This window comes from Exiguobacterium sp. s138 (assembly GCF_018618775.1).
In the GTDB taxonomy this organism is placed as follows: domain Bacteria; phylum Bacillota; class Bacilli; order Exiguobacteriales; family Exiguobacteriaceae; genus Exiguobacterium_A; species Exiguobacterium_A artemiae.
The window spans coordinates 275683-299954 of the sequence record NZ_JACSMW010000002.1 but is presented as its reverse complement, the minus strand read 5'-3'; the positions used below and the strand labels follow the sequence as shown (position 1 = coordinate 299954).

Below are 24272 nucleotides of genomic sequence, written 5' to 3'. Positions count from 1 at the left end.
CACGACGAATCAGACGCAAGGTGTCTTGTTCCCTGCGTGTCAACTGCTTGTATAAGAAGTCAAAGAACTGAATCCAATTCATTACGGATCAACTTCTTTCAGTGGCAGCGGATCAATTGTAAGAGCGGCATTCAATTCCCGATCTTCCTCCATCTGTTGCATTTCGTATTCCACATCGTCGATGAAGGTTGCTTGCGCTAACCGGGTTTGTTCCGACACGCTGCCTTTTAGTTTCATCAACACATCTGCTTCATTCAGCAAGTTTTTCGGGAAATTACGTTTGAATTCCGAGAAGACTTTAAACGGATTGATCGTGATGTTTTCGACGGCCCATTTAGATGCCAGGACTTCAAACATGCGGGTGTCCGCTGCCTTGAACTTCTGTTCGAAACGGGCACATTTTGTTTCCATGCCAAACAACTTGAATTTGAGTGATTCACCGCTTTGATTCCCTCCGAACGCTTCGTCTGCAAGGTCCGGCGTGCCGCTGAAACGATAGATCGCATCATGTAGGCGGTTCAAATGGTTTTCGACTGCCGTATCATTCAAATTCTTTTCCAAGAACCGAGCGTCCACCTTGTCGCCACCCAGGCCGGGAATGTTAAGTGCTCCCGTGTTCTTCATGTTCGTGATAGCTTCCTGGTCAACCGCTGCGCCTAAAATCAATAGGTAGGCCAGGCGAAACGCTTCAATTTCACTGTTCATGTCCGATGTTGTCCGGTCGAACGCATCAATGAGGGTCAGAACCTTTTCGGGATCGCCCATCAATTCATCGTTGTTTGGATAACCGATCATCGGACATTTCTTGAATCCGTGTATCTGTTCTTCTACCAGGTTTAACGCTTCCCCGTCTTGCTGATAGCGGTACCGCATCGTTGAATCATAGAAATGAACGACGTACTTTCCTTCTTCACCGTAATAGCGGATAGCATATTCAGTTTCGATAATGTTTCCGTCCTCATTCAGCAAAATAACCTGTTGACCTGGAATGTACATCATCCGGTCTCTTGCTTCTAAATCGAGATAGAGCAAGCGGGCTGCATATCCACCAATGGCACAATACTTTGTTGTTTCCATGTTGACGTCAGCGATGCGGTTACGTTCCAGGAAGTCCGAAAGTAGCTGATTCGCTTGCTCGAATTCCGTTTGTTTCTTGTCATAACTGTAAGCCGCTTGTTTGCCGGCGAAATATCCGGTCTTCATATCTACGATTTCCGAAAAATAGTCATTGTTGATCCGGTTATCTATTGTGACTTCTCGTTCGAATTTACGACGGAAGATTGGAACACCGTTCACGTCGGTTTTGTATCGCTGGTAATTACTCAGCATCCGCAGCCGTTGCGGTTTGTGTTTCTCAATCAGCTTTAAAATAATATCCCGTCGATCTTCACCGTCTTTCAATTTCACAATTTCTTCTGTGTAGTCTGGTATATCAAACGAATAACCTTGTGAGGCTCCATTACCATGAAAGCCACCACCACGTTCCCATTCTGATGCATAAGACATTTTTCTCACCTCCTTAGAATCTCAATGCAGCTGCTTGCGGTCTCATGTCCCGCTCGAACGCATAACGGGTTGAATCAATCGAGTGGTTATTTTTATCCTCGAGACGTGGTTTCGGGTTGCCGTCCTTGTCTGTTTGGTAATCAATGTCCTCGAATTCTTTTGCCGTATGTGGCGTCCGTTTCGGATCAATAATGATTTCTTCCATGTCATCCAGCCAACGTTCACCATATTCAACCGAATCCGGGCCCTTCTTTGCTCCTACAATGCGAGCAATCCCATATCCCCGTATCTCTGCTATTGATTTCGGTTCGGAACTGTCAGCGACGATTTCATGTGTCTGATAGCCCTTTGCCAATATCCATTCTGCTAACTTGCGGTTCGATATTTGAACGCCGTGTAATTCATCCATCAAATACAGGCGCTTTCGAGTCTTGTCGTAATGCCAGCGGACATAAGCGAGCGGATCGGTTGCATAACCAAAATCGACACCTTGACGAATGTTATCGAATGCCGAGATTTCTTCATCTGTGATGCTGCGGAACGTAAGATTGTTGAATGGTATGACACCGCTTCCGATGGCTTCACCGAGATATTCCCAGCGGTACCGCAATTCGTTCCGGGCTTTTGCTGCTTCCGCTTCTGCAATGAACTGTTTTGAAATATGCGGGTTATCGTAATACGTTGAATGGTGCACAAACGTATTGGCAGCAACAAACGCTGATTCGTATTTTTTATTGACCCAGGATTGCTTGCGTTTGGGCGGGTTGTAACTGTAAAAGAATTTATAAAAAAGACCATCGTCCAGTTCCCCACGTAACAGGGAATTGGTGATGGTCGTCACTTCGTCTTCTGTTTTGAATTCCGCTAATTCCTCGAGCCAAGCAATCGCAAACGGAAAAGTAGCAGATTTGAGCGACTTGATCCGCTCCGGTTCTTGAGCTCCACGGAATACCATATAGTTACCTCGGGGAATGTAGGTAATCCGCATTGGTGATTTATTGACCTTGAATAAATGACTTACACCTGATACCTCGATGGCCCATTTCATTTGTTCGAAGATAGATAGTTCAATTGTGTTATCTATCTTACGAATACCTACCGCATTTACCGGGTATCGCATGAGTAACTGAGCAATGATAATGGCAATATCAGACGATTTACCGGAACCACGGCCACCTTTCTCGACGATGTTTAAAATGTTAGGATTTATGGCCGCTTTCCAGCTGTTATGAAATGCTTTTGGCAGCAACTGAGATAAACGAACTTGTTTCTTCAACTCGTATCGCCACCTGAGATATCATCAATGAACTCGACAGCACCGGTTAACTGAATCTCTTGACGATCCGTAAAGAGTTTGTAGTACTTTCCAAGTATTTCAGCTGCTCGGATTTTCTCTGTATTTGTGGGCGGGACCTGTTCCACTTCCTGTGCTCCCTGCCCTATTCCCACGAGCGCTGTACCTTGTTCCTTTCCCATGACGATTCGAGTCAATAATTTTAAGATGTCGTCCTGATCAGCGATGAGCGCAGTCTCTTTCTCCGCCAGTCGTTCTTCCAAATAAGATTGGATTTTAGTATTCTTTAGTAACTTGTCTGCATTCTGTCCTACATAGTTTCCTTTGTATCCTGCTTTTTTAGCTGCATCCGTTGCATTCAAGCTAATCAGATATTCATCACAAAAACGCTTCTGACGTGCATTCAAAGGAAAGTTCCCCCTGTCTTTATTATTTTCTAAAAATATAACTATATTTTTATGAAAACACTCTAAATCTAATTAATTCATCATTATTTTTACATGGTAAATTTAATATATATTGGTAAAAACCATTTACAAATTACCATTTAAATTGTAGGTTAATAAAGAATTAAAACTGAAAAGGTGGGAACTACATGTTAAAAAAAATTACTTTATTGGTCATCTCAACCGTATTGTTTATTTCAGCTTTCATTCCTTTAGGGGAATTAAAAGTTGAAGCAAATGATGATTCTTCAATTACTTCAATTCAAACAAACGATTTAGATAATCAAAGAGTGAATATGGATGTAATTTCAACCCAATCTTCTGAACCTACAATGGGGACATATGGGTTAAAATCAAAAGCAGTTATTAAAGTTGCTCAGTTATTACGTGCTGGCGGAGATGAAGTTATTGATGCAGCGCGTGCCTTTAATATTCTCGGTAAAGCTGAAGCAAAGGTACTAAAAAACAATAGTAAGAAGATCGGAAAATACTTAGAACGATTCGAAAACGCTGGAAGTGACGCAGCAGCTATGATTCGCTCACAATTACCAGTTTGGCTTAAAAACAATACCAGTATGGGCAAAGGAACAGCTGAAAATATTGCAATAGCTATATCATGGGCAGTTCGTGGTGCAGACTGGATTTTCATTTAAAGGAGATATAATCACATGACAAATTTAACAGCATCCGAATGGTTATCAGATAAAAATATTGATGAAGAAAACATACACTTTATTGAAAGCTTATTAACCTTTACATCTACAGTAAAAGTAGCGACTAATAAAAAAGATGCAATAAACAATTCTTTAAAACAAGAATTTCCTAGTAAGCAATTTTTAATTTCTCCAGAGATGTCATATCTACAATTCGAAAAAACTTTAAAAGACAACAATATCAACGTAGAAGCTAATAACGTTTTAGAAGTATACAAGAATCAAGGTCTCTGCGAACCTCTTTGTAATGAGTGGTTAGATCAATTCAAACAGATTACTAAATAACAACTTTATTATTTATTAAAAGGTACTCCAAAGTTTCGATTTTCCGGAACAATGAAGTACCTTTTTTGTAAAAAAAACACCCTTTTTTCAAAGACTCTTATGAAACTTGTTTGTATGAAATAATTGTACATTCCATAATTTCCTCTCTTATGCTTTCCAACGAACCGACTAGGCCGATTCCGATTAGCTGGTTGCAAGGCACAAAAAAAGCACCCCGAAGGATGCTTGAACGAATTAAGTTAATGCTTTTTCAAAGATAGCATCTAGTACTGATGAAGAAATTAATTCTTCATCTTTGATATCCCTAAGAGAGTTCATGTGTTTTACAATTGCGCCCTTATGCTTAGGTTTGATTTCTGCGAGAGTACTGTAATTATGCTCACTCAGATTGTTAATAATTCTAATAGTAATCATCTGAGCACGTTCGTTATATTCTACCTGGAAACCCTTCTCTTTTTCATCTAAGGAAGGAATAATATAATCGTAAGTTCCATCATCATGTTCAGTAACTTCTAATCCACCATTATTTCCTGTTTTACTTGATAATTCTCTACATAAATTTTCAATCTGGGATTTTACATAGACCTTTAAACCGTCAAAATTTTTAGTACTTTTTAAAAACATAGTTTGCGAAATTTTTTCTGCAACAGCATTCTTCCATTCCACGCTAATCAACCCCATATTCAAGATCGGCTTTGCCGTCCTAAATATTGTATCATTATATCCTTTATCTTCCTATTAGTACATCATCCTCCTAACAACGTACGACTACTCGGCCCTCGTGTTTGATTTACGTTTTCTCTTGGCTGCGTCATACGTTGTTGGCAAGAAGCGAATCATCTCCTTCGCTCGATTTCTTTTTTTCAGAGGTATTTCAACCAATCACTTTGCGGGATTTTCTTTACTGCTCCTGTTTGTTTATCTTTATGATTCATATTTACGTACCAGCAGATCAGAAATGGTTTGTCTTTCATACGTTTCAATCCTTTATATGTACAAATATCCGGATGAGACCAATCATTGCAAGCATTTGGGGAATGACATGGAATCGACCGATAGGCTGACTAAGGGAAGTCAAGTTCACTCATCCGGATATTTCTGCATACAAAAAAAGCGCCCTGTCCGTCACAAGGCGCTTGATATGTGAGTAATGGTCCTGTAGAACAATGCAACCGTCGTCGCACCCGCTTCGTCTACATAGAAAGAATATCACGTATTTGGCAAGTTTTCGTATCAAGATTGTATCAAAAATGTATCATAGTTTATTTTATTTTTTGCTTTTTTCTCCTTCTTTTCATATCTTTAGAACCATCGTTTTTCATAAGTTCAGTATTAATATCGTTTGAAATATCGTCTTCAATTTGACTAACTAAATGTTTCATATAAGCTCTATAGGAATAACTAACTGAATGATCTAACTCTTTCATTGATTCATAGTTATAATTCAATTTTTCTGCCCTATTTGTTAAAAACTCATATAAATCAGCTACATCCTCATAATAAGTATAATTACCCATTTCAAATAATTCATTTTGAACAATATCTATGTATTTCTCAATTATTTTAGAGTACTCATAATTTTCATCAATAAAAATTATGTTAGCCATTATATCTGTTGAAATGGCATGTAAAGATGAACTTATCTGATTTAATTCATTTTTTAATAAACTTATTTTTTCATTATTCTTATCTACAATTTCATCTATCCTACTAAATTTAATCTCACTTTCTTTTATTTCTTCGTCAGATTCGTTTACTTTATTATTAACGATCTTATATATATTTCTCTCAATGTTCGCACTTTGTAATTTTTCTAATGCGGATGCATGTTTAATATAGTTATCAATCAAATTTTCTTGCTCAAAAATCAGTTCATTTGCAATGTGATTATATTTCAACAATGTACTTTTTAATTCAACAAAAATTTTGAATAATTCAACATTTTTTTCTATTTTCAAATTAAGGTTAATACGTTTTCTTTCGAGTTTATCATTTTCTTTTGCAGCTATTACAATTTGATTTGTTTGACTTTTAATTTGCAAAGTAGTCGCTGTAATTGCTCCAATAATCCCTAAAATAGCACCTAAATATCCTCCCCAAAAGCTCATCCATGACTCTGCTTTTTGACTTCCCCAATTCATTAAGGGAGACTCCATCAGAAATGATACGACTAGCGGAACGAGAAGAATTGTTAATAAACCTACTAGAATTGGTTTTATATATTTTTTTCTTAAAAACTCATTCATTTCTCTCCACAAATTTTTCATCAGTGCCTTCAACTCCCATTATAATATGACAATTTTAATATACAGGAGGATAATAGTTTCAAAAGAGTGGTATTAAATTGAATTTTTATTTCGCCATCTTATTTTATTTTTTTTTATAGATTTATCATAAGAAACTCCAATTTCTTTTTTAGTATTTTCTATCACATAGTAAAGACGATCAAGGAATTCTCTATCTAAATCATATACTTGATTTTTATACTCTTCTTTTGAAAGGTAATCCCATGATTCTCTATTTTCCCATTGATAGCTGTATAAAATTTTATACAACTTTCGATCCACAAGATGGAGTTTATTTCTAATCACTCTCAACATTGAGTTTATATCATCAATGTCTAAGCCCGGATATTCCGCATCGTTAATAGCTTTGTCTTCTACAATAACCATCAAGGGAATATAAACTTCGATTAGAACCTCTTCTCCATACTTTCTTTTAGCAGAAGATTTTTGGTTTTTAGAATTTGCATATATTGCAATCAATGCCCCAACTACCGTTGATACTAGTGTGGTAATAGAGGCAATGAACTCTTTAGACTGTAAAGCAGTAAGAATTGACAATATAATATCTCCTTCAATATTTCATAAAATGAAAAATTAATTTGAGCATATTTCTTTAAAATTTTCAAAGTTTGGGCGTTTGAGGCTTAATTATCCATACGGCTTTTAATCTTTTATTTCCATCAATCTTTTTCCAAAATCGCATATTTGAAATTTTTTTTACTTCTTCAGATTTAATATCTCTAAATTCATTTTCAAAACAATAAATTGGGTTATTTATTTTACTGCATTTTGTTATCTTTCTAATCAAAAAAACATTTTTATTATCACTTACAATATAAAATTTTTCATCTTCAACTTCCGGATTTTTCTTTATGTACTGATTGGTAAATGTAACAATTTGTATGTCACCTTCTACGTTAGTATTTTCAATATCTGACTTTATCATTTGAAACGGTAGAATAACAATTGTTGATACAATTACAACAATGAGGAGTGTGAAACTTAGATTACTAGGTACAAGATAAAATACTTTTTCATTTTTAAAACAATCTATTGATATTTTGGTCTTATAAATTATGATTACAGTTAATAAAATAAAAATAAAACACATACATATAATTTGAGAATCACCATAGAAGTTTGAATCAAGATAGTACTCTGTTTCTGCCCTAGAAATTTTAAAATTTTCTAAAGAACGTCTCAAATAAAAAAAACTATTGCCAAGTAAGATTAATATCATAACCCAATACATTTTTTGTCCAACCCTATCAAATTGCTTGTTGTTTTTCTTACTAGCACTTATTAAAATGATAAATACTAAAAATCCAACTATCATCAACAAAATCAATACCTGGAAAACCCTTATTCCTTCAACTGATTGATTCTCATTTAATAATAAGTTAGGATGTCCCCAATATTCTGCAATTCTAATTTTATACAATGCATAGTGGTAATAACACATTGTCAATGCAAATCCACCCAAACTAATTATTAGATGTAAATTTTCATTTATTTTATTAAATCTATTATTCTCATTTTCGTCATAATTATTATATTCACCTCTATTTTTATCAAGTCTAGATTTTCGAGTTCCCATACCTTCCATTATTAGCAATCATCCTTCCAAAAAAAAATGTTATTTTAATAATATACTATTTTTGAAACATTCCCATTTTTATTAATTCAATTCTTGACTATTATGGTTAATAATAATCATCCCAAACACCGAAGCGATCGGCGACGATGCCGAGTAATTTGTCCTTCGCCTCGTAATACGTGTTCCGGTTGCCGTAGCGCATCATTTCGATGACGACGTTATCCGTGTACTTGAATTTCGGCCGGTACCGTAGATTCCAAATCTCATTTAAGTCCGGGTCAGTCTCGTCGAGTTCTTCACGGATCCGCAGCAAGAGTCGTTGCTCTGCTTCTGCCTGCCGGAGTTGTTCAAGCAGCATGACCGCTTTCTCCACACTGCTCGACGGTCGACTGTTCCGCTGTACCTCGCTCGGTTGATAGCCGGCCGTGATCGAGGGAGCTGAGCGGGCCTTTAACGATTCGATGCGGGCAGGTAACGTATACAGGCTTTTCAGTTTGTTCTCAACGAGAACGCGTTGTGCTTTCGTCAACTTATGTGCGATATATTCCATGCAGTGCCGTCTTTCCTTTCGTTTTAGAGTCGGAGCGGTCGTCAGCCGTCCTTGATCATCTTTTGCGTTTCATGTTGTGTGGCATCTGGGATGTACAGCACTATGTACTGTTTCTTTTCGTAACGCTCGAATAATTGCGGTTTCGTTCCGCTGTACTTTATTCGCTGATTCGGTCGGGCCATCGCCGTGACACCTCATGTTCATCGAGTGAGCGACCTTCGAGCGTCCAATCCTTTCGCTCTCTCGACAGCATGACCGCGATGCTGATTGGTCGAAGTCCGTCCTCCACCTGGACCAATCGACCAGCAACTAACGTATGACGACGGATTTGATTTGAGATGAACAGGATTTCTTCACGGTGATCATGCTTCTTCCGAAAAACGAGTGTTTTCATCGCCTTATCCCCTTCCTTGGCTTCCGCTCCGGAAGCTCCATCAATGCGACATACCGAACATATTCATTTCGAGAAACGAACCTGACACGACCGGAGAATTCTTCTTTCGAGAACTGCTTGCTTCCTTTTACGAATTGATCACGCCGGACGAGCCTGGCGCCGCGGCTCTCATGGTCCGCGATACGCCGGTCAAGTCCTTTCTCACTGATATCCGTCAACCTGAACTGCATGCATCATTCCTCCTAGTCCTGATGAAGCGAGCGAAGTAGTTCCTGGACTTCCGAGTCATCCGGAACATTACTTTCAAGCTCCTGCTTTTTTCGTTGTTCGAATGCTTGTTGGTCCTCTTTCTCTTTTGCGACCCATGCCGGTTCTTCCATATCCGGGGCATTTCGACGATTACGACCGAACCCTTTCGTAGATCGAGAAGTTGACCGTTTGGACTCATGCAACTGGATGGCTTCGAGTGTGAATAGTTTCTTATCAGCAAGCTTCCGAATTATTGCTTTTGCATACTTCCAGTTCCGGACATCGTTGAGAACCGATTGTTCGAGTGCGTACTGAATCAATTCATAGGAACTTTCAGCGAGCGTATGCTGAATATCATCAATGACGTAACTGGATGCCAGCCCGATTTCTTTTTGAAAGAAGCTGACTAATTTTGAAAGATCATCGGGATTATTAATGGCGTCCTCTGATGATGATGAATTACTTAAAGGGTTATTCTTAATAGGGTTATTCTTAGGGTCAACGTCAGTGACCACCCCTAGTCTCTGTGGTTGACTACCCTGGTCAACGTCAGTGACCACTCCTAGTCGTTGTGAATTACCAGTAACGAAATTTTCTATGGTGTAAATATTACTTGTCTGATTCCCATCATCGTTCTTTCTAGCATTTTTTCGGACGAGTCCTTTACAAACAAGAGCTTTCACGCAATTGATTGCTTTATACCTTGAACACTGCGCTTCTTTTGCAATCGTCGCGTACGAAGGGAAGGCTCCAGTCCCGTTGACCGCATGACTTTTGAGAACGAAGTAGACCATCTTTTCATAGATGTCCCCAAAGGTCGCATTGTCGCGTACGACCTCGTGGGGAATCATGGTGAATGGAATCGTGTTACTATCGTGAATTCGATCTTGGCTCATATTCCGTCACCTCACACGTCGAAGGGGAACTGCTGCCCATCGAATGGATCCTCTTCTTTGTTCAATGTTTCAGGTTCTGTCTGTTCTGCCACCGTGTCGACATATTGGTTTTCGAGGAATCCCGTCTGCGCAACAGTTGATTCTTTGACCACACTGATTGAATTGTCGGCACTGATGAGTTCACCGATTTGGCGAACTTGTCCGTCCTCCCGCTCAATCGAAAGTGGTGCGGTCTTCAGTAATTTAATGATGACCGTCTTTTTCGCCATCTCCACGAAATGGTCTTTCCATGGTCCAAAGACGTTTCCACTTTTATCTTTCGATTTCGTGAAACGATCACGGTGCTTCTCAACCTGGTTCCGCGTCATAACGACGAAGTCTGATCCGCCGTCTTTGAGGTGATACACTGCATAAAAGTGTGTGACCTTACTTGGGTCATCTTCACCACAAGGAACGTGATGCAAATCCTTGTTCAGACCATAAGAATAGTGGAAATTATCTCCTTCATAGACCTCATGTGTGTACAGTTGCTTGAGCTCTCCGGAGCGACGTGCAAGATCGATCGTTCCCTTAAAACCTAGTTGAAATTGGGCTTCCATTTGCTTCGTCTTACCATTCCAAAATGGAAGGATGTAGGCATGACCGATTAGATTCGGCTCGACGCCGAGTGCAGCGCAATTGACAATGGCGCCGACGAGCGTCGCTGGATCACAATCGAACAACTTTGGGTTACGTGTCGCTGCATTCAAACCGAGGCGCGCCAAACGCTCTGGCGTGACATGCTTTGGTACGAGAGATTGAATCGCCTTGAAGTTTGAGGCAAGCATGTTTTGAAGTCCTTGCTCAGGTGTCGTATCTTGTTGTGCCGGTGCTTGAGAAGCCCGGTTTGCGAGTTGATTTTTGATATCTGATGTTTTGGCCATGATTAATGCCCTCCCTTATTTCGTTTCTTTTATCGTAAAGCGGCGTGTCGGTTTTCCGATTTTGACGTACTTTTCATATAGATCCGGTTGGTCTTTTGCGAACGACTTTGTATCGAATGTTTCGCGAGGCTTCGTATTCTTCCACTGAACAAGATGGTTACGTGTGATACCAACTTCCGCCTCACCAATCATTCCTTTGAGACGATTTTCCGCATCGAGTACTGATTTTTTCAACTCTGCTTCACGCACTTTGGCAAAGCGATATGCATCGATTAGATCATCTGCATCATCTGGCAATTCAATTTCTGAATCACTTTCTGCCATTGGGAACAACTGTTTCAGCAGGTCACTCGATGCGCCAGTACCGTCGTATGCAGGTGGAATACGCTTGAGGATGTGATTATTCCAAAAATCTGAGGCGATGTCCGTGATGTATTGAATCAGTTCATCGTCACGCTCGATTCGTTTATAGATGAAGTGGTTGCCACCAATCAGTACAGCAATCCATGCGGCTTCGTATCCGGTGATATTGAGGTAGTGCATAACTTGAATCAGATAGGCTGCCGGAATCTCATCGTCTTTCCACTCTTCTTTGAGATAAGCGGATGCCGTCTTACATTCGAGTAGTTCCTTCTTGCCAATCAGGACGCGATCAAGATTTCCGAGCAAGTATGGGTGCTCTAGGTGATGAATCATGTGATTCTTGCGACGAACCTTTTGTCCGCTGCGTGCTTCGAATTCCTTCGCTACAACATCTTCCATCACGGTGCCCCAATAGGCGGCCTCACCTGCTGTATCCTCGATGTCTACCTCTCCTGTTTTTTCGAGATAAACGCTCATTGCTGACTTGTATTTGTTCAGACCAGCGATGGCTGCAATATCACTCCCGCCGAGCCCTTTTTTACGCCACTCGAGCCATTCGTTCTTCTCCATGTCTTTCGTCTTCACTAAAATGTTCATCTTCGTTCCTCCTTATAGGATGGCATTTCGATAGTCGGCCAGCTGTTCCTTAAGTTCCGGATCCAGCTCGAACGTATCGAAGTCCGGTTCAGTGGTAGTGTCACCTGACTCATAATCTTCGACGAAATCATTACAGTGGTTGGTCGTCATTTTGACTCCTCCTTCACCGTGTCTAAAGCAACTTTCAACGTCTCGATTTGGTTTTGAAGTACCTGGACGAATGAATAAGCCGGTGCGTATGTGCCGAGCACGAACCCTAAACGTGATAGCGTCTTCTCTAACTCTGCGATGGTATGATCCACAGATTCATTAGTGCGATTGACTTCAATGGCTGCTTTCTGCTTTTTGATGAACAGCAGACGCCCGATACGTTGCGCTCGATTGATTGTGTTCATGGTTTTCCTCCTGTCCGGAGCGTGATACACTTAAGGTCCTACGCAAAAGTGGTCATCGCTCTCTTGAGTGGTGGCTTTTTTTCTTGTCCGTTTGTTCTTGCTCCAACCTTCGCTCCTCACGTCCTTCAATGATGAAGACGGGAACCACGGCAATCAGTGAGACGACCCAGACGGCCGCCATCATGACGAATGCTTCCGGTGACATGTACTCACCTCCTTTCAAGGTCGATCTCGTTCATCCCACCACCAGCCGCCGAATGCAATGGCGAAAGCGAGCAATCCGAAACCATAGATGACATATGCATTCATTTCAGCATGATCGGGTGTCCATTCGAAGCAAACGCATATCGAATGTGGCTGAGAACATGCTTCTTATTGACGGCATCAATCACGATAATCGGATCATTTTTGACCATCTGTTTGAAATGGACCAAGGCATGTTGCTCGGATTCTTCCACCATCTCCCGGGTCACATCAACGAGGATGCTTGATACGACGTCCTCGACGTTGATCAAGGGTTGAAGCGTTGGGTTTTCGTGGAACCGGTCCACGAGCATGTTGGCTAAGACATCAAGATTTTTATAAAGTGGCATGTTGTCTCACTCCTTCGATTGTTTGGTCCCAGTTGTTACTTTCGACTCGTTTATCGAGCCATTCATATAAATGCTCGCGGCGGACAATGATTTTCCCGTCGACACGCGTAATGGGTAATCCGTTCTCACGGATCTGTTTATCAATCATGCTTCGGCTGCACCGTAGCTCTTCGCATACTTCCGGTACCGTGAGATACTCACGCTTCCGTGCAATCGTTGCAAGTGATTCTGCAATTCCGTCTGCAATAATCCTTTTAAATTCTTTCTCGTCAAATAACATCTGTTTACCTCCAATATTAAATTCCGATAGAAAATCACCAAAAGTTGATATATACTCAACTTATCATTCAAAAAAAAATTTCTGAAGATACATTAAATATTTTTTTTAGCTTTAAAATATCGACTTCACTGAATTTTGTTTCACCATTCTCTCTTCTCCAGTATGATGAGGCATCCATCTCCATTAACCTCGCCATCTCTCTAATTGTTAATTTTTTATCAATTCTAAGCCTGAGTAGTACTTTACGATTCAATTTTCTCACCCTTCCTTTTGTTGAGATATTATCAACTTAATTCGATAATATATAAAAGTTGAGTATATGTCAACTTAATGATCAATAATTTTTCCCATTTAGATTATTGTTGAGGTTTCTGAAACAAAATCATCTTATTTTGAGGTAATATCATTGTATAGACATCGTTTAATTACGTAAGGTGGTGTATAAATTGAATCAGGATTTATTAAAAGAGATAATGGCGGAAAGAATAAAAACATGCAGAAAGAATCATGTTCCGAAAATGACGCAAATAGAATTAGCAAAAAAACTTGGGGTAGATAAAGCATTAATGAGTAAATACGAAAATCCTAAATATCCAGATATGCCACCACACAGAGTATTGAATCAAATCGGAGACATCTTTGAAGTATCACTTGACTACCTCAACGGGAGAGTCGACGATCCCCATACAACTTTAAGCGAATATATAGAACAGGTATCTCGTGCAAATAAAATGATTGGCATGAGTTTTTCTAAAGAAGAGCTCAAGTCTTTGGATCAACAAAAAATCGATAAGATTATTCAGTACATGCGTGATCAAGTTAATTTAGCTCTTTCTGAATCCTCCAATAAATCAAATAGTACGAAGTTGTAATTTTTCTCATAAACGTAAAAAATAATGATATTTATTAATTTTAAAAGACTAAAAAAGCAAAAGTATTGCAAAAGACACAGCTTCACTCAGCTGTGTCTTTAAATTTATCTAATTTAGGGTGCCAAAGTTCAACTTCTTCAGCACCTACAATATCTTGATTACGAAACATCACATAAGCATCTAGTTCGTCACTCCAAAATCCCCTAAGTCCTTCGAAACCTTCATTGGTTTTTAAAATTACTTTTTTAGTATACATGCTATCCATTTAATCCCCACCTTTTACGAGAACTTATGTTCTTGTTTTATTATGAGGGAACGTTTTTCTTTTTACAAGTTGCCATACTTCGCTCGCATCAAAAACTTTTCGACAATATTAATCTAATTTTGTCGAAACCTGTCGGACGGTTGTTGCCAAACCTTCCCTTTTTATTAAAAGGAAATACTTTTATACATCTTTTTAATTGGTAAAATGAAGGGAAATGTATATTACAGGAGGAATTATTGTGAAACGATTAATCATCGGAACATCATTAACCGCTGCTCTTTTGCTAGCTGGCTGTGCAGAAGAGAGTGCGGATACTAAAAAATCAGAACCTACTACTGCAGCTAAGACAGAGAAAAAAGAAGAAACGAAGTCTGAGGAAAAAGAAGTGGCTGCCAAAGAAGAGCCGAAAGTAGAAAAATCTGAGGTTGGTGAGAAGACGCCCCACTTCACGAATAAAAGTCTCGGCATCAAAGAAAAGTTGGGTCCGATCAATCTTTCAATTGATAAAATCCAAACTTCACGCTTAAAAGTCAGTGATGCTTTCAAACCGACATTCGGCGATCAAGACGAAGTTACGACTATCGTGATCAACATGACGCTTGAAAACACGAGTGATGACACGATCAGTGTTTATCCTGAACAAGCCACTCTTACAACGAATACTGGAGAGCAAATCGAAGCCGAGCTATTCCTATCTGATCAGATTGGTGGCGAATTCATCGGCAAAGTCAAAAAGTCCGGGAATATCCTTTTCGTAGCAAAATCCCAACCTAAAGACATTACAAGCATCAAGTACATCCTGGATGCTCCTCATGACCAGGAACTGAATCAACTCGCTGATCGGTATACGGTTGAGATTCAGGTGAAGTAACATCATATCCAAAAATAAAAAAAGACGTTGTTGCCGGCAACGTCTAAAAAAAGATTATTTAAAATTTACCATTACGAAGAGCATCGAACCAAGGACTTTGAGAAACGCTATTCGGAAGAGGATCTGATTTTTCATTTAAACGCTGATTAAACCGTTCTTCTGCTGATTCACGAAAATCATTGTAGGATTTATCAACTTTCTTACTATGTTGTTCGAAAGCTTTCATCTCTTTCTTATAACGTTTCATCAAACTCATTAAGTTCACCCTCTTCGGAATAAATTGGAGGAAGCCATGTCAAAACCATCAAGACAAAACTCGTCTGGAGCTCATCAAAATAAGCCAATGCAACATTATCTTTACGCAGATATGGATTTTATCAATTCTTTTCTAGCGCAAAGCGGTAAAGGTCTTCATCTTACTTCTCGTCAAACAAATTCTAACACAAACGGTAAGAAAGAAGATAGAAGTACTTCATCCATAACAGCACAAGGAAACGCTCTTAAAAAAGGTAGTCCGACGTTAGAATTAGGCGCGTTTGGTTCTAAATTAGGTGTTGGTGGTGATGAAAAGAGTGATGGGGAATTAACAGTAACTATCGAAGGACTTGAACGTGGAGAAGACTCCCTTATTTATACGGAACAAGCAATAGAAGTTGCTTTACATGATTATGCGATTAAAATGTTTATTGAAACTGTCGCTGATATAACGAAGACATCTAATGGCCAAAGTGATTATTTCTTAGCATTAGATAAAGAATGGAGTTTGCTTGATTACTCAAATACATTATCGGAAAAACTAGACGCATACGCCGAATTGTTTGGAACCGGATTAATTGAGGATGCTGATAAAACTTTAGACGTTATAAATACAATCTCACCACAAGCAAAAGCGATATTAAAAGTTATGAATTCAACTTTCCCGACACCATATGCGATTAGAAGAAAAAATAGACATGGAGTGTTAGATGAAAAGTGGATGAGATATTCTATGAAGTTTTTAGTTAATGATTTCGGAATGACACCTAAATTCAATGTTTTGGGTATTAAAACAACAAATAACAAAACAGTTGTAAGTGATGAGATATTAGATAACCCTAAAAAACTAATGAGTAACTTATCACAATTTCTGGATCAAAGTTTTTTGACAGAAGTTACTGAGACTAACTCAGGCGACTATATGTTTAGACCGATTGTTATCTATAGAACCTTAAATTAATTTTTGATTTCAAATTAGAGCATCCGATAAGATAATTGGATGCTTTAACTACATAATTTAAATCTCAAATTTAAGTTGAACATTGAATTAATATAAAGCATTACAATAACTTCATCACTTAAACTTGTACTATGAAGAAGTCCGTCACCATTCACAAAACGGAGGGAATTATTATGTTCAGTAGTTTCGCGAAGTTAAATGAAAGACTTGCATTAATCAAGTTTCCGGTCACGTTAGCTGCCATGAATGAGATCAAGATGGACTTCTCTGAAAATGAACGTATCTTCTATGAAGTCACGATAGAAGAATTAAATAAACACTTCAACCCGATTGATCTTATCTATAGCTTCGAACCAGTGCAACCAACAATTGTGAAGCACGGTTTCATGGTAATGATGGAAAAAGAAATAGTGCTGACACTTCATAATTTCAGACTGTCTACTAGCGCTACTTTAGAGCGCATCCCAATAGAAATGGTGGAGAAAGTTGACTCAGAAATCGTCATTTCTCCACTTGATGAGCCTACTGATTTTAGACTCGGTGTCATCTATATTACTTACAATGAAGGACTCAATAAAAAGAAATGCATAATCAGAAATGTAAACACAGAAAATCTCGCGTACTTAGTTACTAAATGTGAAATGTTATTACTTCAGTAAAAATTCAGAAAATGTATTTAAATAAGAACACATTCAATTTAAAATAACTCTTTCTGATATGACTACATAGTTACAAATTGGGGAAAGTACCTTTTAAAATAGTGTTGCAATTTAATTATTTTTAGTTCATTTGTACCATAAAGCACAGCTTTTTTTTCATATTTATCTTCTAATTCAATACTCTATGTTATTATTACAAACGGCAATAAAGAAACTTACTACAAATATTTTTTAAAAAAGGGGGATTCTAAATGTCATTTACTAGAGATGTCGGTGGACTTATTCCTAGCCATGTTATAAGTGTCAGCTATAATAACAATCCTTCTGTCGGTACTGCAGATGTTGTAAAAGAGTTCTGTATTTTCAAAATTCTCACTAAGCGAAGTAACAATCAATTATCGGATTTCATTAATAGTCCTAAATTCCAAAACCCAGAATTAAATCCTAATCACAAATCTAAGATAACAAAGACTCACAATACGGTATCTTTTATAGTAGAAAGCTTAGTTACACCTTCTTCATACTCTGACCCTTCATATATGAGAGAATGGCTCCACTCTCAAAATCATTACTTCAATCGAATTCTCGAGGATGACCTAAATAACGAGTTCGATGCAATTTTGTTTGCTAATGATATTACAAGAGCGCTTTCAGATTTGCAAAATGAGAATGAAGATTTTTTCTCTAAAACTCGCATGGCTCCGTATTTAAACGAAGAGATTGTACCGTCTTATTAATAATCCACAAATTAATATTCTGCTTCATAGACATAGATGAGACACTAAAAAAGTTTCTCATCTATGTTTATTTATAACAATAAGGAGGATAACAAATGAAAGAATCGACAATATCTAGTATTAATCACTTTTTAAGAAGCTTTAATGTAATAGACGTAGCTATTCAGTCTGAAAATGACTACTTTTTTAAAGAAGAATTCAACGTGCGAGGTCGAATAAATATTGCTTTAAGCAGACCTATTCGAATAGATAAAGAAACCTGCGAACAAATAGCAACATTTCAAATTGAATTTTCTGATGCAAAAAAAGAAAACAATCCCTACATAGTTGCTTCAATTGAACACAACATAGAAGTTAAATTCAACCCAGAGGAATTAGACGAAAAAAGACTATACGATAAACACGCTAACGCTCAAGATGAATATCATAAAGTATTTGGAGATATGGTCATTGAAGAGGTTTGGAGCAAAACAAGAGATTTAGGTAATATGATTTTAGCATCTACACGCTATGAAGATGTGCTCTTACCTGATGACTTAAAGCGCGGCTCCCAAAATGATCAAAAGGAAATACAGTGATATCATGGCTACTTTAAACTCTGATTACAGACCAATATGTCGAAGAACTGCACATAGTAGAATAAAATTAATTACAGAACTTGGTGAGATTTACGAGAATACAAATATATTTTTCAGAGAAAATATACAATACTACAAACCATTCTTTTCAATCATGGAAGATATAGTCATACCTTCTAATGAGGAAGACTACGCTAATAAAAATCGACCAAGACTACTTGAAAAAATCCCAGCTATTTTAATAAAAGATTTGAATGAATCTGTTTCAATGAAAACCACAGAAGTTATTGAGAAACATTCCGAATTTTATGGTTTCATTTTAGAAATCTTATCTTTACCTTTGAATAAAGTTAGCGACTTCAGAGGAATTTTTTTAGAAGATTTTGTCCATTACGCTGGTCCCTCACTACCAAAAAAGCACGATGAATATATCAAATTCATGAGCCCAGTAATTCAAGTGGGTACTCCACTTAAAAAATTAAAAAACAAAGAAAATGATATCGACGTCATATTTGTTAATGTTGGTGAAAATTCAGAAATACTAGAAGTAGAAGCAATAGAATGTAAATCTTCCATTAATTCATTCATGTATGCTGTAAAAAGATATGTTGAGACTGAAACAAGCAACGGGAAAAGAGATTACAATAAAGTATTATACATGAAAGATGTACTCGAACATTCTAAAGCTGACATACCAGATTGTACAATAGGATTTGCAACATACGAATCCAGATTTAACATAGACTACCTAATCGACATTGAAGAACACTACACCCATGAAATTTTTGAATTCATCCGTAAAAACACCAAAATTATAGAACGTTCACAATTATTAAGACTTGTAATGTGAAGTTAATTCAAACTCAAGTACTAAAAATTTAGTAGTATCAATATGCTATTAATTTTTAGTACTTTTATTTTTTATAAATACTAATTCTTAAATTAGAAAGGAGGATAAAGATTTATGACGAACATAAAAAAGAATCCCACTTCTGGTAAATGGGAAGCCAGGATAAGTCTAGGATACGATGAACGAGGAAGACGCATTCAGCGTTTCAAGCGAGCGAACACGAAACGAGAGCTAGAATACTGGGTAGCCAAGTTACTCAAGGAACGCGAGAGCGGAGCCATCAAGAAAAAGCGTGTGAAATTGACCGTCACGGATTTACTTGCGATTTACTTCGAACGCCGTGCTCCCCAACTCGCACAGGCGACGCTTTACAACCGTCGGAAGGTTTCAGGATTGCTCGAGAAGGAACTTGGAAAGATGAAGATTGAGCACGTCCGGACACATCATCTATCGGATGTCTTGGTGAAGTACGCAGAGATACGGGATTGGAATTCGAACAGCTACAATACGATGTTGCAACAAGTCCGCGCCTTCTTCCGGTATGCTGTCGAGATGGAGTACCTCAAGGAGGATCCGAGCAGTGGTCTCGCGCAGGATCGACGACGCGCCGTTCAGAATCACCAGGTATGGACCCAAGAGGAGTGCGAGCTATTCATCCAGACGCATGAAAAAGAAATCCGCGCCCTGCCAATCATCTTAATCCTGCATACCGGGATGCGAATTGGTGAAGCCATCACCTTACGCTGGTCAGATATCGATTTTGAAGGGCACACGTTACTCGTCAAGCGTTCCGTCGCGGATCATAACCGTTCTGCTCATCAAAACGAGAAAGCGCCTAAGAACGGCCGTTCTCGCCTTATCGTGCTCAGTGATGCTACGATCGATTATTTGAAGAGCATGAAAAAGCTACAAGCAGCGCACCAGCTGAGCAAGGGATATCGGAATGAGGACGAATATGTCTGTTTGAATACACTCGGGACACCTTTGAGCGCGACGCTCGTCCATCGTACTTTTAACTGGTTGACGGAACTAGCCGGCGTCTCGCGAATCCGCATCCATGATCTCCGGCATACACATGCTACCCTCCTACTCGAGCAAGGTGTGCATCCAAAAGTTGTGCAAGAAAGATTGGGTCATGCGAGTTACGCGATAACGATGGATTTATACAGCCACGTTAGTATAAAGTTGCATCAAGAGGCCGCAAATGTGCTCGTTTTCAAAAAAAGTGTGCAATAATTGTGCAATCGGAGGAGATTCGCTTGAATAAGAGAGAACCAAGAAACGTGAAAAGCGTTGATACTAAAGGGTTTCCGAGACCTACAAACCCAACAGCCAAAAAATATGTCATGTTCGTCGATGAGACGGGCACGCCAAAAGGAAATACCCAGTTTAATCTGACCGGGGTCTTGATGGAGTATAAATACGCTATTGATTCCGACGAAACCGGCGAACCAAGTCCATTACGCAAGCGATTAATGGAATTCAAATCGTCTGTTTTCGAAGATCCGCATATTCCGTTGCACCTGAAAGAAATCTTAAAGGCGGAACACCCATATGGAAAAGAAGACGGGATTACGATTGATATGTTACGTCATTTTTGGGTCGCTTTGCCGGACTTCTTGGTCGATATCGACTGTACGATTGTCAGTGTCGAAGTCGATAAACAAAAATTGCAGGAATTCTATTCGACACCAAAAGATCCATACGTCGTTGCATTTGCCCATTTGATGAAATCGTTTTACGCGTTTCTCGAGGAGACGGAAGCGACAAGCGCCCGTGTTGTACTCGAAAGCCGGGACGATTATCAGAACCTGTTGATTCAAAAAGCATTTTTTGATATTTTCAATTCCGGTACCGTTCATCTGGACGTGGAGAAAAGCCGTCAAAAAATCAAAGGATTTATTTTTGCTGAAAAAGATAGCGACCTCTACCAATCCGGTCTTGAGATTGCTGATCTTGTCTGTCTCCCTCTCTCCCGCGTCCGCCGCGGCGTGATTGAGGTAAAACCGCGGTTTGTCCATTATGGGGACGAAAACCGAATTTTCAAAGCCATCAAAAATAAGATTTATATCCGCCGTGACAGTCCGGACCAAGATTTCCGAAACTGGGGTTTCAAAAAGGTTCCGATTACGAAAAAGCGCCGCGAGTGGTCCGATACACCGTGGAACGGATGATACAAAAATACAGCGTCCTGCCGAAAATGGCAGGACGCTGTTTTGTCATTCGCCCTCAACAGGCGGCAGTAACCCTTTCGTACGCTTTTTCCCTTCCCGACACATATCGAGCAATGGACACTCAAGACAGTTCGGTCGTTGTGCCTTACAGTGATACCGTCCGAAAAAGATGAACTGATGGTGCAACTTCGACCACCGTTCCCGCTTAAACCGTTTCATTAGTGTCTGTTCCACTTGCATAACGTTGTCTTTCCAGCGGCAAATCCCAAGACGCTTCGAGACCCGTTCGACATGTGTATCGACTGCAAAGGCCGGCACATCAAAGGCAACGGACAATACGACGTTCGCCGTTTTCCGGCCGACACCCGGTAACGCTTCAAGTCCCGCCCGATCGGTTGGGACTTCCCCACCATGAAGAACCAGCAATTGCTCCGCTAACGCTTTGATGTTTTTGGCTTTATTGCGATACAAACCAAGCCGCTTAATCTTTTCTTCAATCTCTTCCACCGGCGCTGCCGCCAAGCGGTCTGGCGTCGGATAAGCGGCAAACAGACCCGGCGTCACTTTGTTGACCAAAATGTCGGTCGCTTGCGCACTGAGGGCCACGGCAACGACCAGTTCAAACGGATTTTGATGAATCAGTTCGCAAAACGCTTCCGGAAACATCTCTTCAAGTGTCGATTCGATTCGATCAATATCTGCTTTTCGTAACATGTGTCAGCCCCCTCTCGTTGCCAAATCTTCGAGCGTCTTGATCCCTTCCCGTTCCCATGTCCGCAAAATCTGATTGATGTAGGTCATTTTCCGGACGTTATGATAAACGGCTTCCCGTAATGCGGCCAAGACAAGCTCTTCTGCAATGTTTTCAATCGTCAACCACTGAATGATCTGTTCCATCTGAAACGGGGACATCATCCCAAGTTCGCGCTCAAAATGTTGGAAGACCGATGGATTGATCGTATCGAAGTTCGGTGCTTCCTGTTCCGGGGGTGCCATCAATTTTTCATAGAGCGGCACCAGCGAATAGCGTTCCGAACCGGCGACGTTTTCCATCGCGAGTAATCCTTTTTGAAGCAATCCAAGTGTCGTCTCGATCGTTTCCGTCTCCGAGAGTCCAAGCCGGTTGCTGAGTTCCTCTGGTGACGGCATCTCCATCCCTTCGGCACGGCAGGCAAACAATTGTCCGATCAGCGTAAACTCGACGAAACTGATGCCAAGACGTTTTGCTTCTGTGAACAATCGCTTAGGGAGGACAACCGTTCCTTCCTCAAAAAGCTGAATTAAATTATGATCCATGATACTTCCTCGATTCTTTAAAGTAAGCAAGAAATCGACCCGTCCGAGGGATGGGTCGATTTCGATCACTATTACGGATACAACCGGTTCAGCAGACGTGGGAATGGAATCGTCTCCCGGACGTGTTCGACTCCTGTGATCCAGGCGACTGTCCGTTCGAGTCCGAGTCCAAAACCACTGTGCGGCACTGATCCATATTTACGTGTTTCCAAGTACCATTTATAAGCACCGGTTTCATCCAAATCATGTTCTTTCATGCCGGCAAGTAACTTCTCGAAGTCTTCTTCCCGTTGTGAACCACCAACGATTTCACCGTAGCCTTCCGGCGCAATCAAATCATCACATAACACGAAGCCCGGGTTTTCCGGATCTTCCTTCATGTAGAACGGTTTGATGGCTTTTGGCCAGTGTGTGATGAAAACAGGACGGGCAAATGTATTGGCGATTGCCGTTTCGTGTGGTGCTCCGAAATCATCTCCGAACTCGATGTCGTCAAATCCTTGTTCTTTCAACATATCAATCGCTTCCGTATACTTCACACGCGGAAACGGCGCTTGGATGTTTTCAAGAACGGTCAGGTCGCGCTCAAGCAATTCGAGTTCCGGACGGCAGTTTTTCAACGCCGACTGAACAAGATGCGATACATAGTTTTCCTGGACTTCGAGGTTCATGTCATGATCGTAAAACGCCATCTCCGGCTCCATCATCCAAAACTCGATCAAGTGACGGCGTGTTTTCGATTTTTCCGCCCGGAAAGTCGGACCAAACGAAAAGACTTTTCCAAGTGCCATTGCGGCCGCTTCCATGTACAGTTGTCCTGATTGCGACAAGTACGCATCTTCATCAAAATATTTCGTATGGAACAATTCCGTTGTTCCTTCCGGTGCACTTCCTGTCAAAATCGGCGGATCGACTTTGATGAATCCTTCCTGGTTAAAGAATTCATATGTCGCCCGAATCAATTCGTTCCGAACGACCATGACGGCATGCTGACGTTTTGACCGTAACCAGAGGTGACGGTTATCCATGAGGAAGTCCGTTCCGTGAGCTTTTGGTGTAATCGGATAATCGACTGCTTCATGAATCACTTCAATCGCTGTGATTTCCATTTCGTGGCCGATGGCAGTCCGTCCGCCGTCCGATTTGATTGTACCCGTTACCCACATCGATGTTTCCTGCGTCAATCCTTTAGCCGTCTTAAACAGTTCTTCACCGACTGTTTCTTTGACAACGACACCTTGCATAAACCCTGAACCATCCCGTAATTGAAGAAACGCGATTTTCCCGCTTGATCGTTTGTTCGCGAGCCAACAACCGATCGTGATTTCTTCACCTACGTGTTTTTCTACATCCCGAATCATTGCTTTCAAAAGTCAACATCCTCTCTC

Annotated in this window: 35 protein-coding genes; 11 read left to right on the top strand and 24 right to left on the bottom strand. The window is 39.9% G+C overall.

The features are described from left to right. Positions 1–81: 81 nt before the first annotated feature. From KNP91_RS05375 to KNP91_RS05365, 3 genes are read right to left on the bottom strand one after another with little or no spacing between them, the layout of a single operon-like run. On the bottom strand, positions 82–1506 hold the full coding sequence (locus tag KNP91_RS05375; protein ID WP_214848991.1) for a phage portal protein: 1425 nt from the start codon (positions 1504–1506) through the stop codon (positions 82–84). Between the two features lie 13 nt (positions 1507–1519). After that, positions 1520–2782 carry a PBSX family phage terminase large subunit gene (locus KNP91_RS05370; protein ID WP_214848990.1) on the bottom strand — a complete coding sequence of 421 codons (1263 nt, stop codon included), beginning with the start codon at positions 2780–2782 and terminating at the stop codon, positions 1520–1522. Beyond that, a complete protein-coding gene (locus KNP91_RS05365) occupies positions 2779–3207 on the bottom strand; it encodes a terminase small subunit (RefSeq protein WP_214848989.1) in 429 nt (142 codons plus the stop codon). The genes KNP91_RS05370 and KNP91_RS05365 overlap by 4 nt, the downstream gene beginning before the upstream one ends. A gap of 188 nt (positions 3208–3395) precedes the next feature. On the opposite strand from KNP91_RS05365, the gene KNP91_RS05360 reads away from it, so the two are divergent. Continuing rightward, entirely contained in the window at positions 3396–3899 is a 504-nt protein-coding gene (locus KNP91_RS05360; protein WP_214848988.1) for a hypothetical protein, read from the top strand. 15 nt (positions 3900–3914) lie between these two features. Beyond that, positions 3915–4244: a hypothetical protein gene (locus tag KNP91_RS05355; RefSeq protein ID WP_214848987.1), complete on the top strand. Its 330-nt coding sequence runs from the start codon at positions 3915–3917 to the stop codon at positions 4242–4244. 234 nt (positions 4245–4478) lie between these two features. On the opposite strand, the gene KNP91_RS05350 is transcribed toward KNP91_RS05355, so the two are convergent. The 16 genes from KNP91_RS05350 to KNP91_RS05275 form a co-directional block, all read right to left on the bottom strand. Continuing rightward, complete coding sequence (locus tag KNP91_RS05350) at positions 4479–4910, bottom strand: hypothetical protein (RefSeq protein ID WP_214848986.1); 432 nt, start codon at positions 4908–4910, stop codon at positions 4479–4481. A gap of 596 nt (positions 4911–5506) precedes the next feature. Continuing rightward, on the bottom strand, positions 5507–6511 hold the full coding sequence (locus tag KNP91_RS05345) for a hypothetical protein (protein WP_214848983.1): 1005 nt from the start codon (positions 6509–6511) through the stop codon (positions 5507–5509). 72 nt (positions 6512–6583) lie between these two features. Continuing rightward, positions 6584–7087 carry a hypothetical protein gene (locus tag KNP91_RS05340; RefSeq protein ID WP_214848981.1) on the bottom strand — a complete coding sequence of 168 codons (504 nt, stop codon included), beginning with the start codon at positions 7085–7087 and terminating at the stop codon, positions 6584–6586. 64 nt (positions 7088–7151) lie between these two features. After that, positions 7152–8135: a hypothetical protein gene (locus KNP91_RS05335; RefSeq protein ID WP_214848979.1), complete on the bottom strand. Its 984-nt coding sequence runs from the start codon at positions 8133–8135 to the stop codon at positions 7152–7154. A 97-nt stretch (positions 8136–8232) separates the two neighbouring features. Beyond that, complete coding sequence (locus KNP91_RS05330; protein WP_214848978.1) at positions 8233–8676, bottom strand: hypothetical protein; 444 nt, start codon at positions 8674–8676, stop codon at positions 8233–8235. A 157-nt stretch (positions 8677–8833) separates the two neighbouring features. Beyond that, the gene (locus tag KNP91_RS05325; protein WP_214848976.1) at positions 8834–9070 is read right to left on the bottom strand and encodes a hypothetical protein; all 237 of its coding nucleotides are present in this window, start codon (positions 9068–9070) and stop codon (positions 8834–8836) included. Beyond that, the gene (locus tag KNP91_RS05320; protein WP_214848974.1) at positions 9067–9300 is read right to left on the bottom strand and encodes a hypothetical protein; all 234 of its coding nucleotides are present in this window, start codon (positions 9298–9300) and stop codon (positions 9067–9069) included. Before KNP91_RS05320 ends, KNP91_RS05325 begins: the two co-directional genes overlap by 4 nt. Before the next feature lie 12 nt (positions 9301–9312). Beyond that, positions 9313–10215, bottom strand: a complete 903-nt coding sequence (locus KNP91_RS05315) for a DnaD domain protein (protein WP_214848971.1) — start codon at positions 10213–10215, stop codon at positions 9313–9315. Positions 10216–10226: 11 nt separating this feature from the next. Then, on the bottom strand, positions 10227–11138 hold the full coding sequence (locus KNP91_RS05310; RefSeq protein ID WP_214848968.1) for a recombinase RecT: 912 nt from the start codon (positions 11136–11138) through the stop codon (positions 10227–10229). 15 nt (positions 11139–11153) lie between these two features. After that, positions 11154–12098 (bottom strand): YqaJ viral recombinase family nuclease, encoded by a 945-nt coding sequence (locus tag KNP91_RS05305; protein WP_214848964.1) that lies wholly within the window; start codon positions 12096–12098, stop codon positions 11154–11156. Positions 12099–12110: 12 nt separating this feature from the next. Continuing rightward, positions 12111–12248, bottom strand: coding sequence for a hypothetical protein (locus KNP91_RS05300; protein WP_214848962.1), 138 nt, complete (start codon positions 12246–12248; stop codon positions 12111–12113). After that, positions 12245–12493 (bottom strand): hypothetical protein, encoded by a 249-nt coding sequence (locus KNP91_RS05295; RefSeq protein ID WP_214848960.1) that lies wholly within the window; start codon positions 12491–12493, stop codon positions 12245–12247. Before KNP91_RS05295 ends, KNP91_RS05300 begins: the two co-directional genes overlap by 4 nt. A gap of 52 nt (positions 12494–12545) precedes the next feature. Further along, positions 12546–12698 (bottom strand): hypothetical protein, encoded by a 153-nt coding sequence (locus KNP91_RS05290; RefSeq protein ID WP_214848958.1) that lies wholly within the window; start codon positions 12696–12698, stop codon positions 12546–12548. A 100-nt stretch (positions 12699–12798) separates the two neighbouring features. Next, on the bottom strand, positions 12799–13086 hold the full coding sequence (locus KNP91_RS05285) for a hypothetical protein (protein ID WP_214848956.1): 288 nt from the start codon (positions 13084–13086) through the stop codon (positions 12799–12801). Continuing rightward, the gene (locus tag KNP91_RS05280; protein WP_214848953.1) at positions 13073–13366 is read right to left on the bottom strand and encodes a helix-turn-helix domain-containing protein; all 294 of its coding nucleotides are present in this window, start codon (positions 13364–13366) and stop codon (positions 13073–13075) included. Before KNP91_RS05280 ends, KNP91_RS05285 begins: the two co-directional genes overlap by 14 nt. Positions 13367–13433: 67 nt before the next feature. Then, positions 13434–13619 carry a helix-turn-helix domain-containing protein gene (locus KNP91_RS05275; protein WP_214848950.1) on the bottom strand — a complete coding sequence of 62 codons (186 nt, stop codon included), beginning with the start codon at positions 13617–13619 and terminating at the stop codon, positions 13434–13436. Between the two features lie 193 nt (positions 13620–13812). On the opposite strand from KNP91_RS05275, the gene KNP91_RS05270 reads away from it, so the two are divergent. After that, positions 13813–14238 carry a helix-turn-helix domain-containing protein gene (locus tag KNP91_RS05270; RefSeq protein WP_214848947.1) on the top strand — a complete coding sequence of 142 codons (426 nt, stop codon included), beginning with the start codon at positions 13813–13815 and terminating at the stop codon, positions 14236–14238. Positions 14239–14320: 82 nt separating this feature from the next. On the opposite strand, the gene KNP91_RS05265 is transcribed toward KNP91_RS05270, so the two are convergent. Beyond that, complete coding sequence (locus KNP91_RS05265; protein WP_214848942.1) at positions 14321–14503, bottom strand: hypothetical protein; 183 nt, start codon at positions 14501–14503, stop codon at positions 14321–14323. A gap of 238 nt (positions 14504–14741) precedes the next feature. On the opposite strand from KNP91_RS05265, the gene KNP91_RS05260 reads away from it, so the two are divergent. Beyond that, entirely contained in the window at positions 14742–15374 is a 633-nt protein-coding gene (locus KNP91_RS05260; protein ID WP_214849436.1) for a DUF4352 domain-containing protein, read from the top strand. A 58-nt stretch (positions 15375–15432) separates the two neighbouring features. On the opposite strand, the gene KNP91_RS05255 is transcribed toward KNP91_RS05260, so the two are convergent. Further along, entirely contained in the window at positions 15433–15630 is a 198-nt protein-coding gene (locus tag KNP91_RS05255) for a hypothetical protein (protein WP_214848939.1), read from the bottom strand. A 36-nt stretch (positions 15631–15666) separates the two neighbouring features. Between KNP91_RS05255 and KNP91_RS05250 the strand changes: the two genes are divergently transcribed. The 7 genes from KNP91_RS05250 to KNP91_RS05220 all read left to right on the top strand — a co-directional run bounded on the left by KNP91_RS05250 (position 15667) and on the right by KNP91_RS05220 (position 21588). Beyond that, entirely contained in the window at positions 15667–16590 is a 924-nt protein-coding gene (locus KNP91_RS05250; RefSeq protein ID WP_214848936.1) for a hypothetical protein, read from the top strand. Between the two features lie 173 nt (positions 16591–16763). Beyond that, positions 16764–17249, top strand: a complete 486-nt coding sequence (locus tag KNP91_RS05245; protein WP_214848934.1) for a hypothetical protein — start codon at positions 16764–16766, stop codon at positions 17247–17249. A 251-nt stretch (positions 17250–17500) separates the two neighbouring features. Then, positions 17501–17986 carry a hypothetical protein gene (locus KNP91_RS05240; protein WP_214848932.1) on the top strand — a complete coding sequence of 162 codons (486 nt, stop codon included), beginning with the start codon at positions 17501–17503 and terminating at the stop codon, positions 17984–17986. A gap of 95 nt (positions 17987–18081) precedes the next feature. Beyond that, positions 18082–18564 carry a hypothetical protein gene (locus tag KNP91_RS05235; RefSeq protein WP_214848930.1) on the top strand — a complete coding sequence of 161 codons (483 nt, stop codon included), beginning with the start codon at positions 18082–18084 and terminating at the stop codon, positions 18562–18564. Between the two features lie 4 nt (positions 18565–18568). Further along, positions 18569–19414 carry a hypothetical protein gene (locus KNP91_RS05230; protein WP_214848928.1) on the top strand — a complete coding sequence of 282 codons (846 nt, stop codon included), beginning with the start codon at positions 18569–18571 and terminating at the stop codon, positions 19412–19414. A gap of 114 nt (positions 19415–19528) precedes the next feature. Further along, positions 19529–20650, top strand: a complete 1122-nt coding sequence (locus KNP91_RS05225; protein ID WP_214848927.1) for a tyrosine-type recombinase/integrase — start codon at positions 19529–19531, stop codon at positions 20648–20650. A 47-nt stretch (positions 20651–20697) separates the two neighbouring features. Further along, entirely contained in the window at positions 20698–21588 is an 891-nt protein-coding gene (locus tag KNP91_RS05220) for a DUF3800 domain-containing protein (protein ID WP_353048710.1), read from the top strand. Positions 21589–21633: 45 nt separating this feature from the next. On the opposite strand, the gene nth is transcribed toward KNP91_RS05220, so the two are convergent. From nth to asnS, 3 genes are all read right to left on the bottom strand, one after another. Continuing rightward, positions 21634–22302: an endonuclease III gene (gene nth / locus KNP91_RS05215; RefSeq protein WP_214848923.1), complete on the bottom strand. Its 669-nt coding sequence runs from the start codon at positions 22300–22302 to the stop codon at positions 21634–21636. 3 nt (positions 22303–22305) lie between these two features. Further along, positions 22306–22884, bottom strand: a complete 579-nt coding sequence (locus KNP91_RS05210; RefSeq protein ID WP_012370642.1) for a DnaD domain-containing protein — start codon at positions 22882–22884, stop codon at positions 22306–22308. A 71-nt stretch (positions 22885–22955) separates the two neighbouring features. After that, complete coding sequence (gene asnS / locus KNP91_RS05205; RefSeq protein WP_214849403.1) at positions 22956–24245, bottom strand: asparagine--tRNA ligase; 1290 nt, start codon at positions 24243–24245, stop codon at positions 22956–22958. Positions 24246–24272 lie beyond the last annotated feature (27 nt).

Bases quoted from the DNA above. Each gene is read 5' to 3' on its own strand.
- KNP91_RS05375 (WP_214848991.1), bottom strand. From the start codon at position 1,506: ATGTCTTATGCATCAGAATGGGAACGTGGTGGTGGCTTTCATGGTAAT.
- KNP91_RS05360 (WP_214848988.1), top strand. From the start codon at position 3,396: ATGTTAAAAAAAATTACTTTATTGGTCATCTCAACCGTATTGTTTATT.
- KNP91_RS05355 (WP_214848987.1), top strand. From the start codon at position 3,915: ATGACAAATTTAACAGCATCCGAATGGTTATCAGATAAAAATATTGAT.
- KNP91_RS05345 (WP_214848983.1), bottom strand. From the start codon at position 6,511: ATGAAAAATTTGTGGAGAGAAATGAATGAGTTTTTAAGAAAAAAATAT.
- KNP91_RS05335 (WP_214848979.1), bottom strand. From the start codon at position 8,135: ATGGAAGGTATGGGAACTCGAAAATCTAGACTTGATAAAAATAGAGGT.
- KNP91_RS05330 (WP_214848978.1), bottom strand. From the start codon at position 8,676: ATGGAATATATCGCACATAAGTTGACGAAAGCACAACGCGTTCTCGTT.
- KNP91_RS05325 (WP_214848976.1), bottom strand. From the start codon at position 9,070: ATGAAAACACTCGTTTTTCGGAAGAAGCATGATCACCGTGAAGAAATC.
- KNP91_RS05320 (WP_214848974.1), bottom strand. From the start codon at position 9,300: ATGCAGTTCAGGTTGACGGATATCAGTGAGAAAGGACTTGACCGGCGT.
- KNP91_RS05315 (WP_214848971.1), bottom strand. From the start codon at position 10,215: ATGAGCCAAGATCGAATTCACGATAGTAACACGATTCCATTCACCATG.
- KNP91_RS05310 (WP_214848968.1), bottom strand. From the start codon at position 11,138: ATGGCCAAAACATCAGATATCAAAAATCAACTCGCAAACCGGGCTTCT.
- KNP91_RS05305 (WP_214848964.1), bottom strand. From the start codon at position 12,098: ATGAACATTTTAGTGAAGACGAAAGACATGGAGAAGAACGAATGGCTC.
- KNP91_RS05300 (WP_214848962.1), bottom strand. From the start codon at position 12,248: ATGACGACCAACCACTGTAATGATTTCGTCGAAGATTATGAGTCAGGT.
- KNP91_RS05295 (WP_214848960.1), bottom strand. From the start codon at position 12,493: ATGAACACAATCAATCGAGCGCAACGTATCGGGCGTCTGCTGTTCATC.
- KNP91_RS05290 (WP_214848958.1), bottom strand. From the start codon at position 12,698: ATGTCACCGGAAGCATTCGTCATGATGGCGGCCGTCTGGGTCGTCTCA.
- KNP91_RS05285 (WP_214848956.1), bottom strand. From the start codon at position 13,086: ATGCCACTTTATAAAAATCTTGATGTCTTAGCCAACATGCTCGTGGAC.
- KNP91_RS05280 (WP_214848953.1), bottom strand. From the start codon at position 13,366: ATGTTATTTGACGAGAAAGAATTTAAAAGGATTATTGCAGACGGAATT.
- KNP91_RS05265 (WP_214848942.1), bottom strand. From the start codon at position 14,503: ATGGATAGCATGTATACTAAAAAAGTAATTTTAAAAACCAATGAAGGT.
- KNP91_RS05255 (WP_214848939.1), bottom strand. From the start codon at position 15,630: ATGAGTTTGATGAAACGTTATAAGAAAGAGATGAAAGCTTTCGAACAA.
- KNP91_RS05250 (WP_214848936.1), top strand. From the start codon at position 15,667: ATGTCAAAACCATCAAGACAAAACTCGTCTGGAGCTCATCAAAATAAG.
- KNP91_RS05245 (WP_214848934.1), top strand. From the start codon at position 16,764: ATGTTCAGTAGTTTCGCGAAGTTAAATGAAAGACTTGCATTAATCAAG.
- KNP91_RS05240 (WP_214848932.1), top strand. From the start codon at position 17,501: ATGTCATTTACTAGAGATGTCGGTGGACTTATTCCTAGCCATGTTATA.
- KNP91_RS05235 (WP_214848930.1), top strand. From the start codon at position 18,082: ATGAAAGAATCGACAATATCTAGTATTAATCACTTTTTAAGAAGCTTT.
- KNP91_RS05230 (WP_214848928.1), top strand. From the start codon at position 18,569: ATGGCTACTTTAAACTCTGATTACAGACCAATATGTCGAAGAACTGCA.
- KNP91_RS05225 (WP_214848927.1), top strand. From the start codon at position 19,529: ATGACGAACATAAAAAAGAATCCCACTTCTGGTAAATGGGAAGCCAGG.
- nth (WP_214848923.1), bottom strand. From the start codon at position 22,302: ATGTTACGAAAAGCAGATATTGATCGAATCGAATCGACACTTGAAGAG.
- KNP91_RS05210 (WP_012370642.1), bottom strand. From the start codon at position 22,884: ATGGATCATAATTTAATTCAGCTTTTTGAGGAAGGAACGGTTGTCCTC.
- asnS (WP_214849403.1), bottom strand. From the start codon at position 24,245: ATGATTCGGGATGTAGAAAAACACGTAGGTGAAGAAATCACGATCGGT.